Genomic DNA, 20,980 nt, shown 5'->3' on the forward strand with positions numbered 1-20,980 from the left:
ATAAAATGTGCTTGCTCAGCATGGAATATTATGCTAATCTAGCATTAAATTAAACAGCACGTGACGGAAGCACCGTCCATTATACCGTAGGAGATACGGGAAATGGACGGTGCTTTTTTTCGTTGTGCTGGAAGGGAGAGATGCATCTGATCATAAGGAAGATTGTACTGGCAAGCAGAACGCGTGAGTACGTTGATGCGGTGCTCGATTACGTGCAAGGAAGTGAATATTCAAGGAAGTTTCATGTAACGGCCTTCTCGCAACCGGAAGCGATGATGAGATATATGAATGAACAGACTCGTGCATCGATGCCGGATTTAATCGTTGGTGAATTGGAATTTATAGAGCTAATGCGGGATGGATTAGATCAAGCGCGTGTCCCGATCCTATTGCTGGCAGAGCAGGATTCACCTGACGGAGATCTGCCCCTCGTGATGAAGTACCAGCCCTTATCTGCTCTGCTTGGAGCCTTGGAAGAAGCTGTTTCAAGCTCAGGCAACGTTCGTTTAGTCAGCAGATCCGGAGAGGAGTCATTGGTGATTGGGGTCACGTCGGCTTCCGGGGGCTGCGGCAAAACGACAGTTGCTTTAAACCTTGCGAAGCAGCTAGGCCGTGCGGGGTATTCGGTATTTTATTTGAACCTGGAAACACTCGACAGCACCAAGCCTTTTCTTCAGACAAGCCTTCAGGCGGGAAGCGAGGAAGAGCTGGGAGAAGCCTTTTCCAGACTTATGTATCTTATCAGAGCACGGCGTTCAGGAGGAAAGGCTTCGGAACAGAGAATTGATGTCAGATCCTATGTCATGTGGAATGAACAGATTAAATCCCATTATTTCTACCCGGCCAGGAATCGGAATGAGCTGCGCCAGCTCACAAAGTCGGATGTGCACGCACTATTAGAAGTGCTGATTGCATCAGAGCATTATCAATATATCATTACTGACCATGACTCGGTATGGGATGAGAGAGCAGAGGCCTTAATGGATAGATCCCATCTGTTGATCTGGCTTCTGTCTGATGATATCCATACGCTGGCTAAGGCTTCGGCGTGGATGAAATATCAAGAGCAGCTTGATCCGATAAGGACGGGGCAGATTCAGGAGAAGTCCACTTATGTCATTAATCGGTATACGGGAACGGTTGTAAATACGATGCCTGATGAATATATGCATACCGGCTTATATTTGCCATATATTCCATCGTGGAAGCAGATGAAAGAGCCGGAATTGCTGCTCGGGTCACCGATTTATCAAAAAGAAATGCGAAGATTATGCGATGCTGCCGGAATGCTGCAGAAGGAATATTCGCCATGATGGATACTTCGTTTAGAGAACTTAGGAATTCTATTCGTTCGACGCTTGATGTTACTTCTGCGGCAGGTGACTCGGAGCTGATGGAGCATATTGAGGCAAGGGTATTCCGCCATTCCGGGCTCCTTCATCTAACCTCCGGTGAGAAACATGCTCTCATCCGAAGGCTGTATGATTCCTTTCGCGGACTTGATGTGCTTCAGCCGCTGATCGATAATCCCCATATTACAGAAATTATGATTAACGGTCATACGGAGATATTCATTGAAGAAAGGGGGGAAGTGCGCCAGGCACCTGTCACGTTTGAATCGGAAGAGAGGCTGCAGGATATCATCCAGACGATCGTCTCCGGAGTCAACAGAATCGTGAATGAATCCTCACCCATCGTGGATGCCAGGCTAAAGGACGGCTCAAGGGTGAATATCGTGCTGCCGCCAGTTGCGTTAAAGGGACCCACGATGACAATCCGTAAATTTCCGGACAAGCCAATGACAATGGAGGATCTTGTTCGAATAAGAGCCATTAGCGATGAAGCGGCGGAGCTGCTCCGCAAGCTTGTTCGAAGCAAATACAACATGTTTATCAGTGGAGGCACGGGCTCAGGGAAGACAACCTTTCTTAATGCATTGTCTCAGTTCATCCCTCCGGATGAAAGAATCATTACGATTGAAGATTCAGCAGAGCTTCAGATCGTTACTGTTCCGAATCTGGTATCGCTGGAGACCCGAAATGCAAATACGGAGGGAAAAGGAGAAATTTCCATTCGGGATTTAATCCGCTCCTCTCTGCGAATGCGTCCTAACCGAATCATTGTCGGTGAGGTTCGGGGAAGTGAGGCGCTGGATATGCTGCAGGCCATGAACACCGGGCATGAAGGATCACTGTCCACGGGCCATGCAAACAGTATTCCGGATATGATCTCACGACTGGAAACGATGGTGCTCAGCGGAGCTGACTTACCCGTTGCAGTTGTTAGACAGCAGATCGCATCTGCCATTGATATTGTTATTCATCTATCACGTCTCAGGGACCGCTCTAGACGAGTGACAGAGATTAGTGAGGTTGTTGGCTTGAAGGATGGGGAAATACAGCTGAATTGTTTGTACCGTTTCCAGGAGCAGAATGAAGTAGATGGACATATTATAGGCCAGCTTGCACGTTCGGCTGGAGTGCTTGTCCATCAAGATAAACTCAAGGCAGCAGGAATTCAAGAACCTTCTCTTGAGGCAGAGAATGAGGTGAGGAACGCTTGAATCATCAAATGGGAGCCGCGAGGGTGACAGCGAAGACGGCGAATGCTTCGGCTCATCAGAAGCTTCCGCGCTATATGGAGCACAATCTGTCCTATCGACAGAGAGCTGGCTGTATCGCGGCAAGTGCAGTTCTGTTTTTCGGGATAGGCTATCTGTTTTACCATCACTGGGCTCTCGGTTTGCTCCTGTCATCCGCAGCTCTTCTCACACCGAAATACTATAATGTCTATCTGCTCAACAAGAGAAGAGAGGCGCTTAGTCTTCATTTTAAACAGGCGCTGTATTCCTTATCCTCATCTCTTGCCGCAGGCAAGTCGGTTGAGAATGCCTTTCGCGAGGCGGTGCATGATCTACGAATGCTGGACCCTCAAGCAGACCACGATCTCATTAAAGAGCTGATGATCATATGTACTAGAATGGAATACGGCGAGCCTATTGAAGATGCGTTAAGAGACTTCGCTGACCGGGCCCAGATGGAGGATATCACGAATTTCGCAGATGTATTTGTTACTTGCAAACGTACGGGCGGTGACTTGGTTGAAGTTGTGCGCCGAACCTCATCCGTCATCGGAGAGAAGCTGGATATCAAGCAGGAAATCGCTGTAACTATTTCGCAAAAGAAGTTTGAATCCAAGGCCATGTTTGCAGCACCCTTCTTATTTTTGATTTTTTTAAGTCTGACTTCACCTGATTTCCTGACACCACTCTATACCGGGGCTGGATATATCATATCGAGTATTGCACTTCTTATTCTATTTGGCTGCTTCATCTGGGTTCAGCGAATTATGGATGTAAGAGTGTAGGGAGATTGAACCATGATTATTGTATGCAGTGTTCTTACTGTCGTTGTACTCGCTCTAGGCTGGATTATCTTTAACAAACGGGCAGGCTCGAGATACCGCGTATTGGATTCTATTGAAATGCAAGGTATGCGGTTTCGAAGACTTCATGCTCCTTTTCTAGAGTTGATAGAGAAGCTGCAGTTAACCAGAAAGCTGCCCATGCTGGTGTACCGGATACAGCACTCGGTACAAAGAGTCTATGGACTGAAGCATAGCAATGAGAAGACCTTACTGTTCATTGCTGAAATGCTCGTTTATAGCTGGCTGTCTCTGATCGCTGGGGCTCTCCTCACTCTAGTGCTGGAGGGAGATCCTTTGGGTCTCATCGCCGGAGCATTGCTTGCAGGCGTAATTCCGTTTGCCCAAATGAAGGATCTGCATCACAAGGTTAAGCTGCGGGAGCAGGATATCTTAATGGAGCTTCCAGAATTTCTGAACAAAATTGTCCTGCTCGTTAGCGCCGGCGAAACGGTGCAAAGAGCGATTTTGCATTGCACGGAACGAAAGAAAGGATCTGCTCACCCGCTCTATATCGAGCTGGGTCAGATGGTGGGAGAGTGGAACAACGGGTACTCTTTTCAACAGGCATTTGAGCAGTTTAGCAAACGTTGTGGAGTGCAGGAGGTTTCCATATTTACCACGACCGTACTTCTCAATTTTAGACGAGGCGGGGGAGATTTTGTCCTCTCACTCCGTGATCTATCCAGAGTGCTGTGGGACAAGCGTAAATCACTCAGCAGAACACGTGGTGAACAAGCTTCTTCCAAGCTTGTATTTCCAATGGTGGTGATCTTTTTGGTCATTGTTGTTATGGTTGGAGCTCCGTCATTTATGATGATGAATTTATAGGGGGATACGATAATGTTAGCATTATTCAAGCGCAAACTGACAGATTTTTGGAACGAAGAGGATGGGCTAGGGACACTTGAGATGATCCTCATTATAGGTGTGATCTTGATCGTAGCTCTTATTTTTAAGGATCAGATTCAGGCTTTGGTTGAGAATTTGCTTGAGAGTGTTACGAGCAAAAGTAATGAATTCTTCTAAAGGCAGCGGCCATCTGAAAGGAGAGGAGGGGAGCTTCACGATTGAAGCTTCTCTCGTATTTCCCGTCATTCTGTTGTCGTTATGTGTGCTCATGTTTTTTTGTGTGCTGCTGTACCAGAAATCAGCACTTCTGCAGTATGCTTCAGCAGCGTCAGAACGTGCCTCATACAGCTGGGATAACAGTCATAAGGACGCTAAGACTGGATCCTACCCGGAAGGGGAAACCGATCCTCTGTATTGGCGTTTTTCTGACGATCATATGATTGGCGCGCTATTCGGTTCAGCCAGCGGTGGTCAAATTACAACAATGGAGCTCCCTGGAGGAGCTGAAAGTGAAGAGCTGCCAATGAAGAAGCTGAGTCAATCGGGTGCAGCTCTGCCTGTGTTGTACAGTGGTCAGATGGAATACGCGAATAAGATGCTCGACCGTCAAGTGTGGACCAAGCTGAACCAAAATGTGAGGCTGCCTATGCTCGATTTTTTATTCTCAGGTGATCCACGGATACAACATTCAGGCAAATCCACGGTTGTAGAACCTGATGAATTCATTCGAAATGTCGAGCTTATGCGGTATTACGGAGCGAGATTTTCAGGGATGGGTACACCAGGTGATCCTTCGGAGATCGCACAGGTTTTGCAAAAATTTGCTGGGATGTGAACATGTTGTTTAGACGAGGTGAATCTGAGTCCGGAGCGGTGACTATATTTTTGGCAATGGTTCTTGCCGTCGTGTTCTTGTTTGTTGCTGTATTTGTTGATTATGCCCGGATTGCTGCGATGAAAGTACAGGCTGAGAGACTAGCACATGCTGCGGCTCGGTCCGTGATGTCCTCTTATATTCCTGAGCTTCAGCAAAGATACGGACTGTTCGCACATGAGGGGGAGCAGGGGGACTATGTTCTTGCGAAAGTATTAAATGACAGTACGAAGCCTACACCGCATGCGGAAGGGTTTCCTTTAATCGGTATGGAGGTGGTTCAATCTGGACTTTCTCTTGAGCGGGAGCTTGGACAATTCGAGAACTTCAATCAGCAAATTCAAGAGGAGATGAAATATAAGGCACCGGTAGACTTCATGGTGGAGGCCGTGTCCAGATTCAAACCGTTATCAGCTGAAATGAAGCAGGCTGCGCATTCGGTGGATGTCCTGCGGAAGCTCCAGAAGCTGTATGACAAGCGTGAACGTTTGCTTGAAGAGGCTATCCATAAACGGAGGGAAGCCGCAAAAACGGCTCTAACCTTGGCCAAATTGGTGATGGATCCGCCAAGTACTTACTTTAGTGACAGTCCGCTTGGAGGGACTATGAGAAGCGCAGCGGATGCCGCAGCAAAATACCGTGATTATTACTCAAAATACATGGAAGATGAGGCCAGAGAACCGCTTGACCGAATCTATATATTTGAGCTCAGCGAATATCGATCAGATGTGAATCGGATTGTGACAAGTATTAATCGTGAGAATCAGGAAGCTCTCAATAAACATGAGCAGGCGTTAAGTCAAGCGAATGATCGAATCGAAGAAGCCAAGAGTATAAATGAACAGATGAAGCAGGTCATTAAAGAAGGTGAGATGAGAGCCGCTAATGCCGCTTACGATAAAGTTGGCAAGGCCAAGACGCCGGGAGCAGGAGCTTCACCCTCCGGTGTTGGCAGCTTCGGTGATGATCTTCGTAAGCAGACGGACCAGTTAGTCCGGAAGGATTCGGAATTCACTGAGTTTATAAGTAGTCATGCCGACCAGCTAGGAGATTATAAGACGGCTCACCAAGCGATTTCTACCTCCGCCACCTCAATTAGTCAACTGAGCGATGGTGAATCTCATCGTAAAAGACAGTATGTCCTGACTGCGAACCGTCAAATCCAGCAATATATCACGAGGTATACTGCAGCCGGCGGAGGAAATGTGATTGATCAGGCAGCTAAGCAGATCGACGATTACCATTCCGCAGACAAGGAAAGAGCGAAGGTGGACAAGCAGTCAGAACAGAAACTGAAGGAAGCACAGAACAGAATCAAGCTTCTGGTGGCTACAGCCGGAATTGAGAAGGCGACAGAGCAATTCAAGCAGCTGGAAGGATATTATAACGAAAACATTAGCTTTAATCAGAACCAGGCAAGCGGCGCAGATTCTTCAGAGAAGCAAATTGCAACGGATCCCTATGATGCCGGAGGTGAAGCGATGGCAGATATGGATCAATTATTCGGAGGAATGTCGAATCTCCTTGATGTAATAAGTGATGAGCTTTATCAGAATGAGTACGCTATGCATTACTTCAAATCAGTCAATTTATCGTTGATTGCTGGCAGTAATATGAATAATAGCACGATGAGCCCAGAAACGTTTTTTCTTCCGGAAAGTCAGGAGCTGGAGTACATCATTTATGGATTTCACAATGCATACGGGAATATAGTCGCTGCTTATACCGAGGTATTTACGATTCGGCTAGCGATTAGAACAATGGAGGGACTGGTGGAGAACAGCAAGCTTGGAAATCCACTGCTCGTATTATCCAAAGCTATTCTGCATGGTCTGACGGAAGCCCTCGCTGATATGCAAAAGCTGGCGGACGATGGTCGAGTAGAGCTGTCCAAGTATGCGAAGCAGATCTCCATTACATATAGAGATCATCTTCGATTGTTTTTATTGGCACACAGCAATAACGATAAAAAGCTGTCTCGTATGAGTGCGATTATTCGTCTGAACACCAAGATCGACCTTAACAAGACTTACACGTATGCAGCTAGCCAGGCTGAAATGAGAATGAGGCTGTGGTTTCTGCCTGGCATAATGAGCGCACTAGGAACCGTGAGTGGCAGCGCCGACCGAATAGAGGATGGACACATTTACGTTTCACTCCAGTCAGACTATGCTTATTAACTTAATCGCTGCTTCATAACTGCTTCATAACCATAGGAATTAGGGGTTTGACGATTATGATAAATGCATGGAAGAGTCGAGGGTCTAAGCTGAAACCCGAGGATGATATTGTCCAGCGTGTTGGAAAGGATCATGTCAGTGATGATCAAGACAGAAAGGATCAAGACAGAAATCAAGACAGAAATCAAGACAGAAATGACCGAGGCAGCATTGTTGTTGAAGCTTCTTTAGTTCTACCTGTTTTTATATTTTTTATTGTGTTCTTGATCTACTTTGTTCAGATGACATTGTTCTCAACCGCATTGCAGACAGCAGCTTCCGAGACTGTCAAAAAAATATCATCACATATCTATCCTGTAGCCATTGCCATTGAATCTGCAGGCTCAGTAGATTCAGGCTTAGGAGAGGTTCTGCCCGGAGACTCAACTACCGAAGGACTCATGCCCAAGCTGTCATTGACGGATTGGGTGACTGAATATGCAGCCACGCTGCCTGACCCGATCGGATCATGGGCTTCCATGGCCGCTTCCAGCGGACAAGAGCCGCTGGATCATCTCCAGACTTCCATATCGGAGGCAGTTCTAGATCCAGTTATTAAACCATTAATTCAACCGGTAATTGAGAATACGATACTGGAATACGATTCTCTGCATGTGAATGGAGTAGATATTCCTAATCTTCAGGACAAGTCTAATCCTTATTTTGGAATAGAGCTTACCTACGAATTACCGATCAAAGTTCCTTTTCTGAATAAGAGTCTGCGGGTTCAGGCCGGTGCAACGGAAAGGGTCTGGATTGGAGCTACAGACGAAGAGAATAAGGGGACGAATGGGGATAGCGGTACTAAAGGCAGTGTAGGGATTATTGCCAAGCCGAATCCCGCTTATGTAGCCGGTCAAGCGACGATACGTGCCAAAATAACACCGGGCGCCTCAGCCAACCTATCTGTCTTTTACAAGACAGGAGAAAGTACAGCGCAGCATGTGGGCTGGGCTACAGCGGACGAGAATGGATACGTGGAATGGACATGGTTTGTAGGAACGAGAACAACCCCTGGGACATGGCCATTTGTGATCGAAACTAGTGACGGTGCAAGAATTGAAGTTATGTTTGATGTTGTCAAGAGATCATGATAAGAGAGGATTAGCAATGGAGATCGCTTACATCGCTTGCGGAGGTTTTGTTATTGCGGCATTTATAACGGATATTCGGTCAATGCGGATACCTAATGTATTGACGATATCTTCAATACTGAGCGGCTTGATCGTACATTTAATCATGGGAGGCCTTGCAGGCTTTAGCACGGCGGCTATTGGCTTTGGAGCGGGCTTCGGACTCATGATGATATTGTACGTTCTAGGTGCGGTAGGGGCAGGAGATGTTAAGATTTTTGGAGGTATAGGAGCATGGACGGGGGTCTTGTTCACAATGCAAGTCATGCTGTATTCCATCCTTATATCTGGCGCTATTGGTTTTCTGATCTTGATGTGGAAAAGAGAATTTGTAATCAGAATGAGAAGAAGCCTCGACTTCTTAATGTTCGGACAGAAATATAAGCGGCCCGTTTATGACGGCAAGACGGAAAACGCTGGCGTTATAAAGACCAACAGGGCGGAGGCATCGCTTCGATTTCCCTTTATGCTTGCTGTACTTCCCGCCGCAATCATTGCTTATATACAAAGTTTTCATTACTAGAATTAATTTCATCATACCTTTAGTTCTTAAATAAAGGGTATACACATCAAAATGCTCAGCGGAAATGAAGGAGAGGTGCCATGAAGGGGCTATCCAGAGATTTTATACATAATGATAGAGTGTTAATGATCGTAGAGAAGCAGGGAGGCACGGCAAGCAGCGACTTGAGCCAGGTTCAAGTAAACATGATCATGCATAACGAGATTCCAGGTCACTTGAGAATGCAGATTAGAGATATCGATGGCACGATCACATTCAGCTATGATATTACAGGACGTAAAATGCTCTCTCACTTGGTGAAAAGTGAAAGGGTAACACTTTCTGCATTTTATCATTTGCTGTTACAGATCACGCATACTTTGATCGACAGTCGTTTGTACATGCTGGATGAACGTCAATTCCTGCTGCATGAGGATTATATGTTTATGGAAGGTGAGCTGGAAGAGGGGAAGATCAAGATTTGCTATGTGCCCTTTCAAGCACAGCCTGATCAGGAGAAGGTCTCCGAACAGCTGTACCAGCTGATCGTTAGATTAATGCCTTATGTTACAGAATTAAAGGGGAACGGACTGCAAAATGTGCTGCAATTATGTGCCGCTGATCATTTTCGCCTGTCTGCATTAAACGAGCTGCTACTTGAATCGATGACAGAGCATTCGTTAGGCGGCACATCTCAAGTGCATGACATGCGTAATTTACAGAGCTTTCAAGCAGCTGATCATTATTCGGCAAGAGCAAGCATTTCTTCAGTACGACAAGCAAGCGGCTACCAAGGTCAGGGCTCTGAAGCAAGCAGACTAGAGGCGACACACGGCTCACATACACGGAGCGCTATAGGGCAAGCCCCACAAGCACAGAGCCTGCGAGAAATACGTCCAATGTCACACACTATAGTGTCACATCAAGGAAATTCTCAATCAGAGAATCTTAATGCTCTATTTCAACATACTGATCATGCTTTTGCACTGCCTAAACAGTCACATGATCTACAGGACCATGCATTTGAGCAGCGGAAGAAGATGCAGGCACATAAGTCTGCTAGTTCAATTGAGCAGGATATGAGGCTGCCTTTGGATGGTTCACTAGCTGCAGGTGGCTCTATTTTTGCAGCATTTGATACGCCAGCCTATGAAGAGAAGGATAACGATCCGTTCTCAATATCAGACGTGGATGAGGTGAAGAAGCCTGTGAATCCAATGTACTACTGGCTTGGTTGTCTGCTCGCTTCATCGGTTGTTTGGAGGTTTATTTACATGGATCGGCCCACTTCTACGGGATTAATCCTATGTACGTTGATTACCATCGTATTCATCCTTCTGGCTTTTTTATTTGCTAAAGGGATTCGTCTGCCATTTACAGTAAAATCTTCAGAGGTCGATACAGGAGATCCTTCGTCCACAAGATCAGCATCAAAGGACTGGTTTGCCGTTAAGAAGAAGGGGGACTCTCGCGAGTGGTGGCGATGGAATAAGGGGGGAAGTCTGGTAGCGGATGCCGGCCTCGGGCCTGTGAATGCATTAGCGAATGAGCCGGCATTATTTGAAACTTCGAAAGACACAATTCATAGCCAATTCAATGTGCATCAAACCGCGATGGATCATTTAAATGTAGCTGTAGAAGAAGCTAGTGAAGGTTCTGATACCAGCTACTATGATTCGCTGAAGCATAACACCCAGATCCTCTCTGCCGCAAAAGTACAAGCCACGGTACTTCTATCTGATATGGGGCAGGAGGCGTCAGGCTCAAGTACGCCGAATGAAAGTATAGCTTATCTGGAACGCTGCTCACCAGAAGGGAATGTAGACACAATCCCTGTTGGCAGAGGCAGCTTCATTATCGGAAGGTCTAATGACGTCGCCAGCTATGTCGAAGCAGGCACAGGTGCTTCCCGTGCTCATGTAGAGATTAGCAGATCGGATTCAGGTTACGTCCTCAAAGATTTAAATTCAGTGAACGGGACTCTTTTTCAGGATGAAGCAATGGTCCCCTACAAAGAATACACTCTCCAAGATGGAGACAGCTTCGTAATAGCCAGGGCAAAGTATACTTTTCATCTGAGGATGTCGCATCATAAAAATTCAGCTAAGTTAACCTCGTAACTCATGCGTAATGGCCTCAGAGAGCTCGGGATATTTGAATGTAAACTGGTAATTCTGTGCCTTCTCAGGCAGGACCTTCTGTCCTTCAAGTATAAGGACAGACATTTCACCCAGGACCGTCTTTAGTACAAAGGAAGGCACAGGGAACCAGTGGGGCCGATGGAGAACTTGCCCGATCATTTTGCCGAACTTATCATTGTTGACCGGATGAGGAGTGGTAGCATTCAGTGGGCCGGAAACTTGCTCCTGCTGAACCGCAAAATCAATCAATCGCACCATATCCGCAATATGAATCCAGGACATGTACTGTCTTCCACTGCCAATCGGTCCGCCTACGCCTAGCTTATACGGAAGCTGCATGAGTGGAAAGGCGCCTTTACTGCCTAACACAAGACCGGTTCTTACAATAACTAATCTGGAATAGTTCAATCTCTGTTTGGCTGCATTCTCCCATTGAACGCACACCTCAGATAAGAAATCTACAGGCTCAATTGAGGAGGCTTCCGTATATATTTCTGTATCTGAGGTTCCATATATGCCGATCGCGGAGGATTGCACGATAACCTTCGGCTTGTATTCCAATCGATCTAACACATCAGCCAATTGGTGAACCGAATCCAGTCGAGACTGAAGAATCCTCTGCTTGGCTTTGTCGGTCCAGCGCTGGTTCAGACTTTCTCCGGCCAAATTAACGACTCCGTCCAAGGACTCCAGTGTGCTGGGGTCCTTTTTGATCTGCTCCCAAGTGACATAAGAAATTCCACGGTTCGCAGAATCTCTTGCCTTATCAGCATTACGGGTAATGATCATAACCTGATGGCCTTGTGCTTGCCATAGATTGGCGAGATGGCTTCCTATGAATCCTGTTCCTCCACTGATTGCATACTTCATGGCCTTTCGTCCCCCTGACATAGAAAAAAGACAAACCTCTGCATCAGGGTTCCCTTGGACTCATTGCTAATAAACCCAAGACAACCTTATACAGAGGCTGACGGTTGTTTAAGAAATATTACCTTATTCCATTAAAATGAACCAACAAGCGTGTAGATGAATGAAAATTTCATGTAATCTCCATAATTATTGCTCACACTTTATTTATTCATTAAATGTTTGTATGGCTGATAATCGATCTTCTTCTTGTCGAGAAAATGAACCAGAAATTTATTGTCTCTGGAAGGTGTCGCCACAATATATCCCTTGATGCAGTGATCTCGAGTAACTTCGGAAGCACCGCTCTCCAAAGCGATCTTTCCAATCTCGGCGGCAATCGAGTGCTTCGCGATATCCCGGAAGGGGCCTGGAACCGGCTGGACCAGCTCGTCCAAGAATGCCTTGGCATCCTCTGTCCACAAGTGCCGGCTTGACTCGACCCAGTGGTTCTGCCAGTCCAGCTTAGATTTACCGTCTGCCTTTGGAAGCACCTTCAGAAATTTGCGAAACATAAAAAATCCGCCAATAACCATAGAACCTAACAGGACAAAGGTCCAAAATGCAATGGAGTTCATGAACCAGTTGCTGGGGGCAGACCGTGTTAACAAATTATTTAACAAGAGAATGTCCATATGCTTCACCTCTAACTTTTAATAGAATAAGAGACAGGCCGCAGAAATGAGAACGAACACGATATAAAATAAAGCTAGCAGGTTTAAAATGACATAAATATGTGAATCCATTTCATAACTCATCAAAAAATGCAGATATCAATTCTACATAAGAGCAGTCAAAGTATTGTGAAATAGATTCAGGTAAATGAACTTTTCATGAGACAATACCGAAGATTTATTGTAAAAAATGTCCTGTTATAGAAATTATAGCGCACACAGGACTCTTTTTCGATAGCTTCTTCGAGCACTTTCCATTCTTGATGATATTGCTTGACCTCCTCAATCAAGTTACAATAAGCAATAATCTGTGGATACACAACTTGTGTTCATTCTATTAACTGAAATAGTGCACAATCATCCTAAATCCTAAATTATAGGGGGAAGTAAATTACGATGCTTAAAATAGGTTCCCACGTTTCCTTTTCTGGCAAGGGTCTGCTGACAGCAACGGAAGAAGCGGCTAGCTACGGTTCTTCATCGTTCATGATATATACAGGAGCTCCGCAAAATACACGCCGTAAACCAATGGAGACAATGTTTATCGAAGAAGGCAAGCAAGCCATGCTTAGCGGAGGCTTCGAGGAAATTGTAGTCCATGCACCATACATTATTAACCTGGGCTCATACAAGGACAATACTTATGAGCTTGCGGTCAGCTTTCTGCAGGAAGAGATTCGTCGTACCCACGCGATCGGGGTAAAGAACATTGTTCTTCACCCGGGTGCTTTTACAGACAAGGATGCAGAATATGGTATTCAGCGTATTGCCGAAGGCTTGAACGAGGTGCTGAACGGCGTGCGTGAAACGGATGTCAACATTGCCCTGGAAACGATGGCGGGCAAAGGCACAGAGATGGGCCGCAGCTTCGAAGAGATTGCACAAATTATTGACAAAGTTGAGCATAACGAGCGGTTGACCATATGTATGGATACTTGCCATATTCATGATGCAGGCTATGATATCGTGAATGATCTGGATGGTGTGCTTGAGCAGTTTGACCGCACAGTAGGATTAGATCGAATCGCTGTAGTGCACATCAACGACAGCAAGAACCCTACAGGTGCGCGGAAGGACAGGCATGCTCCGATCGGCTCTGGCTGGATTGGCTATGATACTATTCATCGTATCGTGCATCATGAGCTGCTTGCTGGCCGTCCGTTCATTCTTGAAACGCCGTGGATCGGTAAAGATGCGAAGACACAGCGTCCGATGTATGAAGCGGAAATTGCACTGCTTCGCGGCAATGTAACAGAACGATTTGGCGAAGCTTTTTGGGGAGATGTGGAGAAGCTGGAGCATTTCTTCAGCGGACAGGACATTCATTCACGCAGCTTTATTCTAGACACATGGACTGTGCTTAAGAATGATGCCAAAGCCAAGAAGGCTGACCCGCGGGAACCGCTGGAGCGTCTATATGATCTTGCTGCAGGTGCGGATCTGTTCCCTGAGCTGTCTGAAGAGGCACTCAATCATCGCCTGATTGCCTGGCTCGCAGGCAAGGAAGCTATGGTCAAAGCATAGGAGTCACTTATATCAAGGGGGAGAATTTTTCTACAATGGATATTCATACTAAAAACGTACCAGCACACCCGGCACACGAACACCCGGATCGTGCTCGAATGCTGATTTCTTGTCCGGATGCTCCGGGAATCGTGGCAGCAGTCTCCAAATTTCTATTCGAGCATGGAGCAAACATCGTTCAATCTGATCAATATTCAATGGACCCGGATGGCGGCATGTTCTTCATGCGCGTAGAATTCGATCTGTCTGAGCTGAAGGATCGTCTTCCGCAGCTAGAGTCTGACTTTGGAGCCATTGCTTCCCAGTTCAAAATGGAATGGAAAATCTCCAGCGTGAGCCGCAGGAAAAAGCTGGCGATCTTCGTGTCCAAAGAGGATCATTGTCTGGTAGAGCTTCTCTGGCAATGGCAAGCCGGTGATCTGGATGCTGACATTGCGCTGGTTGTAAGCAATCATTTAGATATGAAGGATTATGTGGAATCCTTCGGTATTCCTTATCATCATATTCCGGTCACACCGGATACCAAAAAAGAAGCCGAACAACGCCAGCTTGAAGTGATCGGCGCCGACATCGATGTCATTATTCTTGCCCGTTATATGCAGATCATTTCGCCAACATTTATCGAGCATTTCCGCAATCGCATCATCAATATTCATCATTCCTTCCTGCCTGCATTTGTCGGCGGCAAGCCCTATGCCCAAGCTTACAAACGGGGAGTTAAGCTGATCGGTGCTACAGCGCATTACGTAACGGAAGAGCTGGATGGAGGACCGATCATTGAACAGGACGTTGAACGTGTGAGCCATCGGGATGATGTTCCTGAACTGAAGCGAATCGGTCGCAATATTGAGCGAGTTGTCCTTGCGAGAGCTGTAAAATGGCATGTAGAGGATCGTATTCTCGTTCATGAGAACAAGACAGTTGTATTTTAATGAAGTTGAACCGAATTCATAATGCCTTGATTTTTTCAAATAAGAGTATATAGATCGAAATGGTATAGAGAATCGCCCGGTGTCGTGAGCCGCGGCGATTTTTTTTGCTATGTGACCCGAAACGGTTTGTGTTTGCGAACCAAAACGGTTTGCGCCCCAGAGATTTTTGTCTTGTTTCAGCTGATTAAAGGTCACGAAATGGATTCTTTTACGCGGAGTTTGTCTTGATTTAATAAAAGTCAGATAATGTAGAAGTGAAGTCTCTTAATAAGAGCTTATGCCTAATGCTTATCTAAAAGTTTGCTATTCTTGATTGCCTATTCTTTTATCCGCTGTAATCCATTCAATCAGGTATGCTTTTCTCCAAAAAGGAGATACTTTTGTCGATGTGTGGAAGATGAAATTTATTGGATGTGAAGAACGGTATGGAAAAACAGGACGTGAAGTGATACAATAGCAAACGAATAAGTCAAATTGAAACATTCAAGCGGATTAACTTGCTTTAAATCAACTCGTTTGTCATTTTAAGTTAAGTTTTAAGTCGCCTGAGCGTAAGTCCGTTTGCTTATCCTGACATCTTTTTTGAGATTATGAGGAGGACAAAAAATGACTGATCAACAAACCAAAGAACAAAGCATTCACAAGGATGAAAATTCGACAATCGATAACTTGTCTATTACTACAGTACGTACTCTAGCGATTGACGCAATCGAGAAAGCCAAATCCGGTCATCCGGGTATGCCAATGGGTTCTGCCCCTATGGGTTATCAATTGTTTGCAAAAACAATGAATCATAACCCGGAGAATCCGACTTGGATCAACCGTGACCGTTTTGTGCTGTCTGCTGGACACGGCTCCATGCTTCTATACAGCCTGCTGCACCTGAGCGGATATGATCTTCCGATGGAAGAAATCAAGCAATTCCGTCAATGGGGAAGCCTGACTCCAGGTCACCCTGAGTTTGGTCACACTGCGGGTGTTGACGCGACTACAGGTCCACTTGGACAAGGTATTGCAATGGCAGTAGGTATGGCAATGGCTGAAGCTCAGCTGGGTGCGACTTATAACAAAGATAAATTTGATATCGTAGACCACTTTACTTATGCGATCTGCGGCGACGGCGACCTCATGGAAGGCGTTTCTCATGAAGCAGCATCCCTGGCGTCTCACCTGAAGCTCGGCAAGCTTGTAGTCTTGTACGATTCCAACGACATCTCCCTTGATGGTGAACTGAACCTTTCCTTCTCAGAAAGCGTACAAAAACGCTTTGAAGGATACGGCTGGCAAGTTCTTCGCGTAGAAGACGGAAACGATCTGCCTGCGGTAGAAAAAGCAATCAAGGAAGCTCAAGCGGATCTCAGCCGTCCAACGCTGATTGAAGTGAAGACGGTTATCGGTTACGGCAGCCCGAACAAACAAGGTAAAGGCGGTCATGGCGGTACTCACGGTTCTCCACTTGGAGCTGAGGAAGCGAAGCTGACTAAAGATTTCTACAAATGGGTATACGAAGAAGATTTCTTCGTTCCAGACGAAGTTCGTGCTCATTTCGCACAAGTTAAAGAGCGCGGTATTGAAACGAACAAAGCATGGGATGCGAAGTTCGCTGAGTACAAAAAAGCATACCCTGAGCTTGCAGCTCAGTTCGAAACAGCAGTAGCTGGCGAGCTTCCAGAAGGATGGGATCGCGACCTTCCTAAATACAGTGCTGAAGACAAGGCAGTGTCCACTCGCGTTGCTTCCGGTAATGCACTGAACGGACTGGCTCCAAATGTTCTTAACCTCACAGGCGGATCTGCTGACCTGGAGAGCTCTACAATGACACACCTGAACAACATTGCACAGTTCACACCTGCAGACTACTCCGGCCGCAACATCTACTTCGGTGTACGTGAGTTCGGTATGGCAGCAGCAATGAACGGTATGGCACTGCATGGCGGCGTTAAAGTGTTCGGAGGTACGTTCTTCGTATTTACAGACTACCTGCGTCCAGCTGTACGCTTGTCTGCAATTATGAATCTGCCTGTAACTTATGTTCTGACACATGACAGTATCGCTGTTGGTGAAGATGGTCCTACGCATGAGCCGATCGAGCAGCTTGCTTCCCTGCGTATTATCCCTAACCTGACTGTGATTCGTCCTGCTGACGGAAACGAAACTTCTGCAGCTTGGGCTTATGCTGTAGAGAACAAGAAAAATCCGGTAGCTCTGGTATTGACTCGTCAAAACCTGCCGATCCTTGCTGGAACAGCAGACGCTGCTTGTGAAGGAATCAAACGCGGAGCGTACGTTGTATCCGAGGCAAAAGACGGTAAAGCTGTTGCACAAATCATTGCTACAGGTTCCGAAGTTCAGCTTGCTGTGAAAGCACAAGAAGCACTTGCCGAAGAAGGCATTTCCGTACGTGTTATCAGTATGCCTAGCTGGGATCTGTTCGAGAAACAAGACAAAGCTTACAAAGAATCCGTTATTCTTCCGGATGTTAAAGCTCGTCTTGCAATTGAAATGGCTCATCCAATGGGCTGGGAGAAATATGTTGGCGACGCTGGGGATATCCTCGGAATCTCTACATTCGGTGCATCTGCACCTGGCGATCGCGTAATTAAAGAATATGGCTTCACTGTTGAGAATGTAGTCAGCCGCATCAAAGCGTTGCTGTAATTGACAACAAGCTGACACAACAAGAGCTTAAGTAAATAGGTAAAGCTGCCCATTCGGCAGCTTTACCCTTTTTAAAATAACGTGACTATTGTCATGTAGGCGCGCAGCTCCAGCCCTGTCATAGGCTTCATTCGTTGCAGAATGCTGGATGCCTGTTAACTTGCCAGCTTATACAATTTACAGTATTCTAAGTCATAAGTTGTTCCTTGGCTTAGATTTCATGGTTTACTTAGGAATCAACTTTATAGGGAGGTAATTATAATCATGGCAAAAAAAGTAACGTTTGATTACAGTAAAGCACTTGAATTTGTTGGGCAGCATGAGGTGGATTATTTCGCCGAGCCAATTCGTCTTGCACATGAACAGCTTCATAACGGGACAGGTGCAGGGTCCGATTATCTTGGCTGGATCGACCTGCCAACCAATTATGATAAAGAGGAATTCTCTCGTATTCAAAAAGCAGCTGCGAAGATTCAAAGCGACTCTGAGGTGTTGATCGTTATCGGAATCGGCGGTTCTTACCTGGGTGCACGCGCAGCAATCGAAATGCTGTCCCATTCCTTCTATAATGAGTTGCCAAAAGAGAAGCGCAAAACTCCTGGGATTTATTTTGCAGGTAACAATATCAGCTCTACATATGTCAACCATTTGCTTGAGCTTATCGAAGGCAAAGACTTCTCCGTGAACGTCATTTCCAAATCCGGTACGACAACGGAACCGGCAATCGCTTTCCGTATCTTCCGCGCAGCGCTTGAGAAGAAATATGGCAAAGAAGAAGCTCGCAAACGGATCTATGCAACGACAGACCAAGCGAAGGGTGCACTCAAGAAGCTCGCAACTGAGGAAGGCTATGAGTCCTTTATCATTCCAGACGATGTAGGCGGCCGTTACTCGGTTCTTACTGCGGTAGGACTTCTTCCGATTGCTACAGCGGGTATTAATATTGAAGAAATGATGCAAGGTGCTGCAGACGCTTCGAAAGAGTACAGCAATCCGAACGTTGCCGAGAACCAAAGCTATCAATATGCTGCTGTTCGTAATGCACTGTACCGTAAAGGTAAAGGCACAGAGATTCTCGTCAACTACGAGCCGTCCCTGCATTTCGTATCCGAGTGGTGGAAACAGCTGTACGGCGAGAGCGAAGGGAAGGATTTCAAAGGAATCTATCCTGCTTCTGTTGACTTCTCTACAGATCTTCACTCCATGGGCCAATTTATCCAGGAAGGAAGCCGTAATATCTTCGAAACGGTTATTCAAGTCGAAGAGGTTCCGAGCCATATTACAATTGAATCCGATCCGGATGATCTGGATGGACTGAACTTCCTGGAAGGCAAAACGATGGACTTCGTTAACAAAAAAGCGTTCCAAGGAACACTTCTTGCGCATACAGACGGACAAGTACCGAATCTTATCGTAAATATTCCAGATATGACTCCATATTCGTTCGGATATCTGGTATACTTCTTTGAAAAAGCTTGCGGCATCAGCGGTTACCTGCTTGGCGTAAATCCATTTGATCAGCCAGGGGTTGAAGCTTACAAGAAGAACATGTTTGCTCTGCTTGGCAAGCCTGGATATGAAGAAGAAAAAGCGAAGCTTGAAGCAAGACTGTCTGAATAATTAAGCGTATCAGACATATATGTAAATTACGTGTTTAACTAAGAAAGCAGTTCACCCGCATTTGGATGAGCTGCTTTCTTAAAAATATAAATCTAGTTGTGCTAGCAGAAAGGTAGTAGAAATGATGATTGAGCGTTACCGTACGGTTCGAATGCCGGGAGATAAGGAAATTGTGATCAAGAAATCGCGGTTCATTGGCCATATCAAGCCGGTGGAGACCGAGGAGGAAGCAGTTTCATTTATCGAAGAGATCAAGAAAAAGCATTGGAATGCCACGCATAACTGTTCTGCTTATATGATCGGTGAGCGTGATGAGATTCAGAAGCAGTCCGATGACGGCGAACCAAGCGGAACAGCAGGTAAACCTATACTGGAGGTGATCAAGAACCAGGGGCTTAAGAATGTCGCCATCGTTGTGACTCGATATTTTGGCGGAATCATGCTTGGTGCAGGCGGCCTTATTCGTGCTTATACAGACGGTGCGGTTGCTGCCATTGGAGCCGGTGAAGCCATTACGAAGGTGCTGCATCGCGAAGTATTTGTAGAGATTGATTACACGTGGCTAGGAAAAGTGGAGAACGAGCTTAGAGGCAGAGAGACTCGGATGGGTGAAACAACATTTACTGACAAAGTCAGGCTGACATGTCTTCCGGTCGATAGTGAAGCAGAGCATTTTAAAGATTTTGTGATCGATTTAACACAAGGTCAATCTGTAATCACGGAGGGACAGCAGCTTTATTTTATTGAAGGGGAATAAGATATGGCTAGAAGAGCAGTGGAACAGGAGTTGTCAAGGGAACGAATATTGGAAGCGGCGAGGCATCTATTCGTGACAAAGGGCTATCGTTCAATATCCATGCGTAGTATAGGACAGCATCTAGGGTACAGTCATGGTTCTTTATATTATCACTTCAAGGAAAAAGCAGAACTATTTTACGCGATTGTGATTGAGGATTTCAATCATCTGGGGCAGATGCTGCTGCAAGCCATGGCTAGAGAATCAAGTGAAGGATTGTCTAAGCCTGAGCATGTCATGATGGAATTTATCCGGTTTGGACTGGAGAATCCCTATCAGTACGAAATTATGTTTATGATTCGGGATGAAGAGCTGCTGGCCTATTGCCGCGCAGAACAGAACCGATGTTATGAGTTATTCGCAACCATTATCCGCTATCATATGAATGATCAGGAATATACGCCGGAACAAAAGCTGAAATTACCTCACAGTATGTTTTTATCAATTCACGGATTCATTTCTTATTATATTCAAGATCGTTCTCCATTCGAGGACGTAAGACAAGAAGCCATTTCCCACGTTAAAATTATGTGCAACAGAATTTAGTCATGGTGATCATCATTGTGGCAAAGGCAGCCGTTATGCAATCTATATTATACAGTTGAGCCGCCTCACTATCTGTGAAATAAGTCAATAAATAAAATAATAAGGCCTATTCACGCTTACACACTTCAGAGCGGTGAAATGTCATAACGTTGCATTGTCATAACGGTAAAAGGTGAAAGT

The 20,980-nt window shown here is 45.8% G+C and carries 18 protein-coding genes; 16 read left to right on the plus strand and 2 right to left on the minus strand.

Features of this window, described 5'->3' with window-relative positions:
- Positions 1–140: 140 nt before the first annotated feature.
- From ACFSVM_RS03320 to ACFSVM_RS03365, 10 genes are all read left to right on the plus strand, one after another.
- On the plus strand, positions 141–1,313 hold the full coding sequence (locus ACFSVM_RS03320) for a nucleotide-binding protein (protein ID WP_076312589.1): 1,173 nt from the start codon (positions 141–143) through the stop codon (positions 1,311–1,313).
- Positions 1,310–2,563 carry a CpaF family protein gene (locus tag ACFSVM_RS03325; RefSeq protein ID WP_076311948.1) on the plus strand — a complete coding sequence of 418 codons (1,254 nt, stop codon included), beginning with the start codon at positions 1,310–1,312 and terminating at the stop codon, positions 2,561–2,563. The genes ACFSVM_RS03320 and ACFSVM_RS03325 overlap by 4 nt, the downstream gene beginning before the upstream one ends.
- Positions 2,564–2,571: 8 nt before the next feature.
- On the plus strand, positions 2,572–3,366 hold the full coding sequence (locus tag ACFSVM_RS03330; RefSeq protein ID WP_076312588.1) for a type II secretion system F family protein: 795 nt from the start codon (positions 2,572–2,574) through the stop codon (positions 3,364–3,366).
- Between the two features lie 12 nt (positions 3,367–3,378).
- Positions 3,379–4,254: a type II secretion system F family protein gene (locus ACFSVM_RS03335; RefSeq protein WP_076311947.1), complete on the plus strand. Its 876-nt coding sequence runs from the start codon at positions 3,379–3,381 to the stop codon at positions 4,252–4,254.
- 12 nt (positions 4,255–4,266) lie between these two features.
- Positions 4,267–4,452 carry a Flp1 family type IVb pilin gene (locus ACFSVM_RS03340; RefSeq protein WP_076311946.1) on the plus strand — a complete coding sequence of 62 codons (186 nt, stop codon included), beginning with the start codon at positions 4,267–4,269 and terminating at the stop codon, positions 4,450–4,452.
- The gene (locus ACFSVM_RS03345; protein WP_379260391.1) at positions 4,439–5,110 is read left to right on the plus strand and encodes a TadE family protein; all 672 of its coding nucleotides are present in this window, start codon (positions 4,439–4,441) and stop codon (positions 5,108–5,110) included. The genes ACFSVM_RS03340 and ACFSVM_RS03345 overlap by 14 nt, the downstream gene beginning before the upstream one ends.
- A gap of 2 nt (positions 5,111–5,112) precedes the next feature.
- Positions 5,113–7,329, plus strand: a complete 2,217-nt coding sequence (locus ACFSVM_RS03350) for a hypothetical protein (RefSeq protein ID WP_379260393.1) — start codon at positions 5,113–5,115, stop codon at positions 7,327–7,329.
- Positions 7,330–7,385: 56 nt separating this feature from the next.
- Positions 7,386–8,462, plus strand: coding sequence for a TadE/TadG family type IV pilus assembly protein (locus tag ACFSVM_RS03355; RefSeq protein WP_379260395.1), 1,077 nt, complete (start codon positions 7,386–7,388; stop codon positions 8,460–8,462).
- A 16-nt stretch (positions 8,463–8,478) separates the two neighbouring features.
- The gene (locus ACFSVM_RS03360) at positions 8,479–9,024 is read left to right on the plus strand and encodes an A24 family peptidase (RefSeq protein ID WP_379260397.1); all 546 of its coding nucleotides are present in this window, start codon (positions 8,479–8,481) and stop codon (positions 9,022–9,024) included.
- An 80-nt stretch (positions 9,025–9,104) separates the two neighbouring features.
- A complete protein-coding gene (locus ACFSVM_RS03365; protein WP_379260399.1) occupies positions 9,105–11,123 on the plus strand; it encodes a DUF6382 domain-containing protein in 2,019 nt (672 codons plus the stop codon).
- Here the strand turns inward: ACFSVM_RS03365 and ACFSVM_RS03370 are convergent.
- Both ACFSVM_RS03370 and ACFSVM_RS03375 read right to left on the minus strand, forming a co-directional pair.
- A complete protein-coding gene (locus tag ACFSVM_RS03370; protein WP_379260400.1) occupies positions 11,112–12,014 on the minus strand; it encodes a TIGR01777 family oxidoreductase in 903 nt (300 codons plus the stop codon). The genes ACFSVM_RS03365 and ACFSVM_RS03370 overlap by 12 nt on opposite strands.
- A 200-nt stretch (positions 12,015–12,214) precedes the next feature.
- Positions 12,215–12,685, minus strand: a complete 471-nt coding sequence (locus tag ACFSVM_RS03375; protein WP_090723734.1) for a DUF2621 domain-containing protein — start codon at positions 12,683–12,685, stop codon at positions 12,215–12,217.
- Positions 12,686–13,120: 435 nt separating this feature from the next.
- Here ACFSVM_RS03375 and ACFSVM_RS03380 point away from each other — a divergent pair, with 435 nt between their 5' ends.
- The 6 genes from ACFSVM_RS03380 (at position 13,121) to ACFSVM_RS03405 (ending at position 20,800) form a co-directional block, all read left to right on the plus strand.
- A complete protein-coding gene (locus ACFSVM_RS03380; protein ID WP_076311939.1) occupies positions 13,121–14,248 on the plus strand; it encodes a deoxyribonuclease IV in 1,128 nt (375 codons plus the stop codon).
- A 35-nt stretch (positions 14,249–14,283) separates the two neighbouring features.
- Positions 14,284–15,180 (plus strand): formyltetrahydrofolate deformylase, encoded by an 897-nt coding sequence (gene purU / locus ACFSVM_RS03385; protein ID WP_076311938.1) that lies wholly within the window; start codon positions 14,284–14,286, stop codon positions 15,178–15,180.
- Positions 15,181–15,786: 606 nt separating this feature from the next.
- Positions 15,787–17,838: a transketolase gene (gene tkt / locus ACFSVM_RS03390; protein WP_379260403.1), complete on the plus strand. Its 2,052-nt coding sequence runs from the start codon at positions 15,787–15,789 to the stop codon at positions 17,836–17,838.
- 264 nt (positions 17,839–18,102) lie between these two features.
- The gene (locus ACFSVM_RS03395) at positions 18,103–19,458 is read left to right on the plus strand and encodes a glucose-6-phosphate isomerase (protein WP_379260405.1); all 1,356 of its coding nucleotides are present in this window, start codon (positions 18,103–18,105) and stop codon (positions 19,456–19,458) included.
- 124 nt (positions 19,459–19,582) lie between these two features.
- Entirely contained in the window at positions 19,583–20,215 is a 633-nt protein-coding gene (locus ACFSVM_RS03400; RefSeq protein WP_379262861.1) for a YigZ family protein, read from the plus strand.
- 3 nt (positions 20,216–20,218) lie between these two features.
- Complete coding sequence (locus ACFSVM_RS03405) at positions 20,219–20,800, plus strand: TetR/AcrR family transcriptional regulator (RefSeq protein WP_047912100.1); 582 nt, start codon at positions 20,219–20,221, stop codon at positions 20,798–20,800.
- Positions 20,801–20,980: the final 180 nt, after the last annotated feature.

This window comes from Paenibacillus shunpengii (assembly GCF_042684905.1).
In the GTDB taxonomy this organism is placed as follows: domain Bacteria; phylum Bacillota; class Bacilli; order Paenibacillales; family Paenibacillaceae; genus Paenibacillus; species Paenibacillus shunpengii.

Coding starts and splice junctions, on each gene's coding strand:
- ACFSVM_RS03345 (WP_379260391.1), top strand. CDS start 4,439: ATGAATTCTTCTAAAGGCAGCGGCCATCTGAAAGGAGAGGAGGGGAGC.
- ACFSVM_RS03380 (WP_076311939.1), top strand. CDS start 13,121: ATGCTTAAAATAGGTTCCCACGTTTCCTTTTCTGGCAAGGGTCTGCTG.
- ACFSVM_RS03325 (WP_076311948.1), top strand. CDS start 1,310: ATGATGGATACTTCGTTTAGAGAACTTAGGAATTCTATTCGTTCGACG.
- ACFSVM_RS03405 (WP_047912100.1), top strand. CDS start 20,219: ATGGCTAGAAGAGCAGTGGAACAGGAGTTGTCAAGGGAACGAATATTG.
- ACFSVM_RS03320 (WP_076312589.1), top strand. CDS start 141: ATGCATCTGATCATAAGGAAGATTGTACTGGCAAGCAGAACGCGTGAG.
- ACFSVM_RS03365 (WP_379260399.1), top strand. CDS start 9,105: ATGAAGGGGCTATCCAGAGATTTTATACATAATGATAGAGTGTTAATG.
- ACFSVM_RS03400 (WP_379262861.1), top strand. CDS start 19,583: ATGATTGAGCGTTACCGTACGGTTCGAATGCCGGGAGATAAGGAAATT.
- ACFSVM_RS03340 (WP_076311946.1), top strand. CDS start 4,267: ATGTTAGCATTATTCAAGCGCAAACTGACAGATTTTTGGAACGAAGAG.
- ACFSVM_RS03355 (WP_379260395.1), top strand. CDS start 7,386: ATGATAAATGCATGGAAGAGTCGAGGGTCTAAGCTGAAACCCGAGGAT.
- ACFSVM_RS03360 (WP_379260397.1), top strand. CDS start 8,479: ATGGAGATCGCTTACATCGCTTGCGGAGGTTTTGTTATTGCGGCATTT.
- ACFSVM_RS03330 (WP_076312588.1), top strand. CDS start 2,572: ATGGGAGCCGCGAGGGTGACAGCGAAGACGGCGAATGCTTCGGCTCAT.
- ACFSVM_RS03350 (WP_379260393.1), top strand. CDS start 5,113: ATGTTGTTTAGACGAGGTGAATCTGAGTCCGGAGCGGTGACTATATTT.
- tkt (WP_379260403.1), top strand. CDS start 15,787: ATGACTGATCAACAAACCAAAGAACAAAGCATTCACAAGGATGAAAAT.
- ACFSVM_RS03395 (WP_379260405.1), top strand. CDS start 18,103: ATGGCAAAAAAAGTAACGTTTGATTACAGTAAAGCACTTGAATTTGTT.
- ACFSVM_RS03370 (WP_379260400.1), bottom strand. CDS start 12,014: ATGAAGTATGCAATCAGTGGAGGAACAGGATTCATAGGAAGCCATCTC.
- purU (WP_076311938.1), top strand. CDS start 14,284: ATGGATATTCATACTAAAAACGTACCAGCACACCCGGCACACGAACAC.
- ACFSVM_RS03375 (WP_090723734.1), bottom strand. CDS start 12,685: ATGGACATTCTCTTGTTAAATAATTTGTTAACACGGTCTGCCCCCAGC.
- ACFSVM_RS03335 (WP_076311947.1), top strand. CDS start 3,379: ATGATTATTGTATGCAGTGTTCTTACTGTCGTTGTACTCGCTCTAGGC.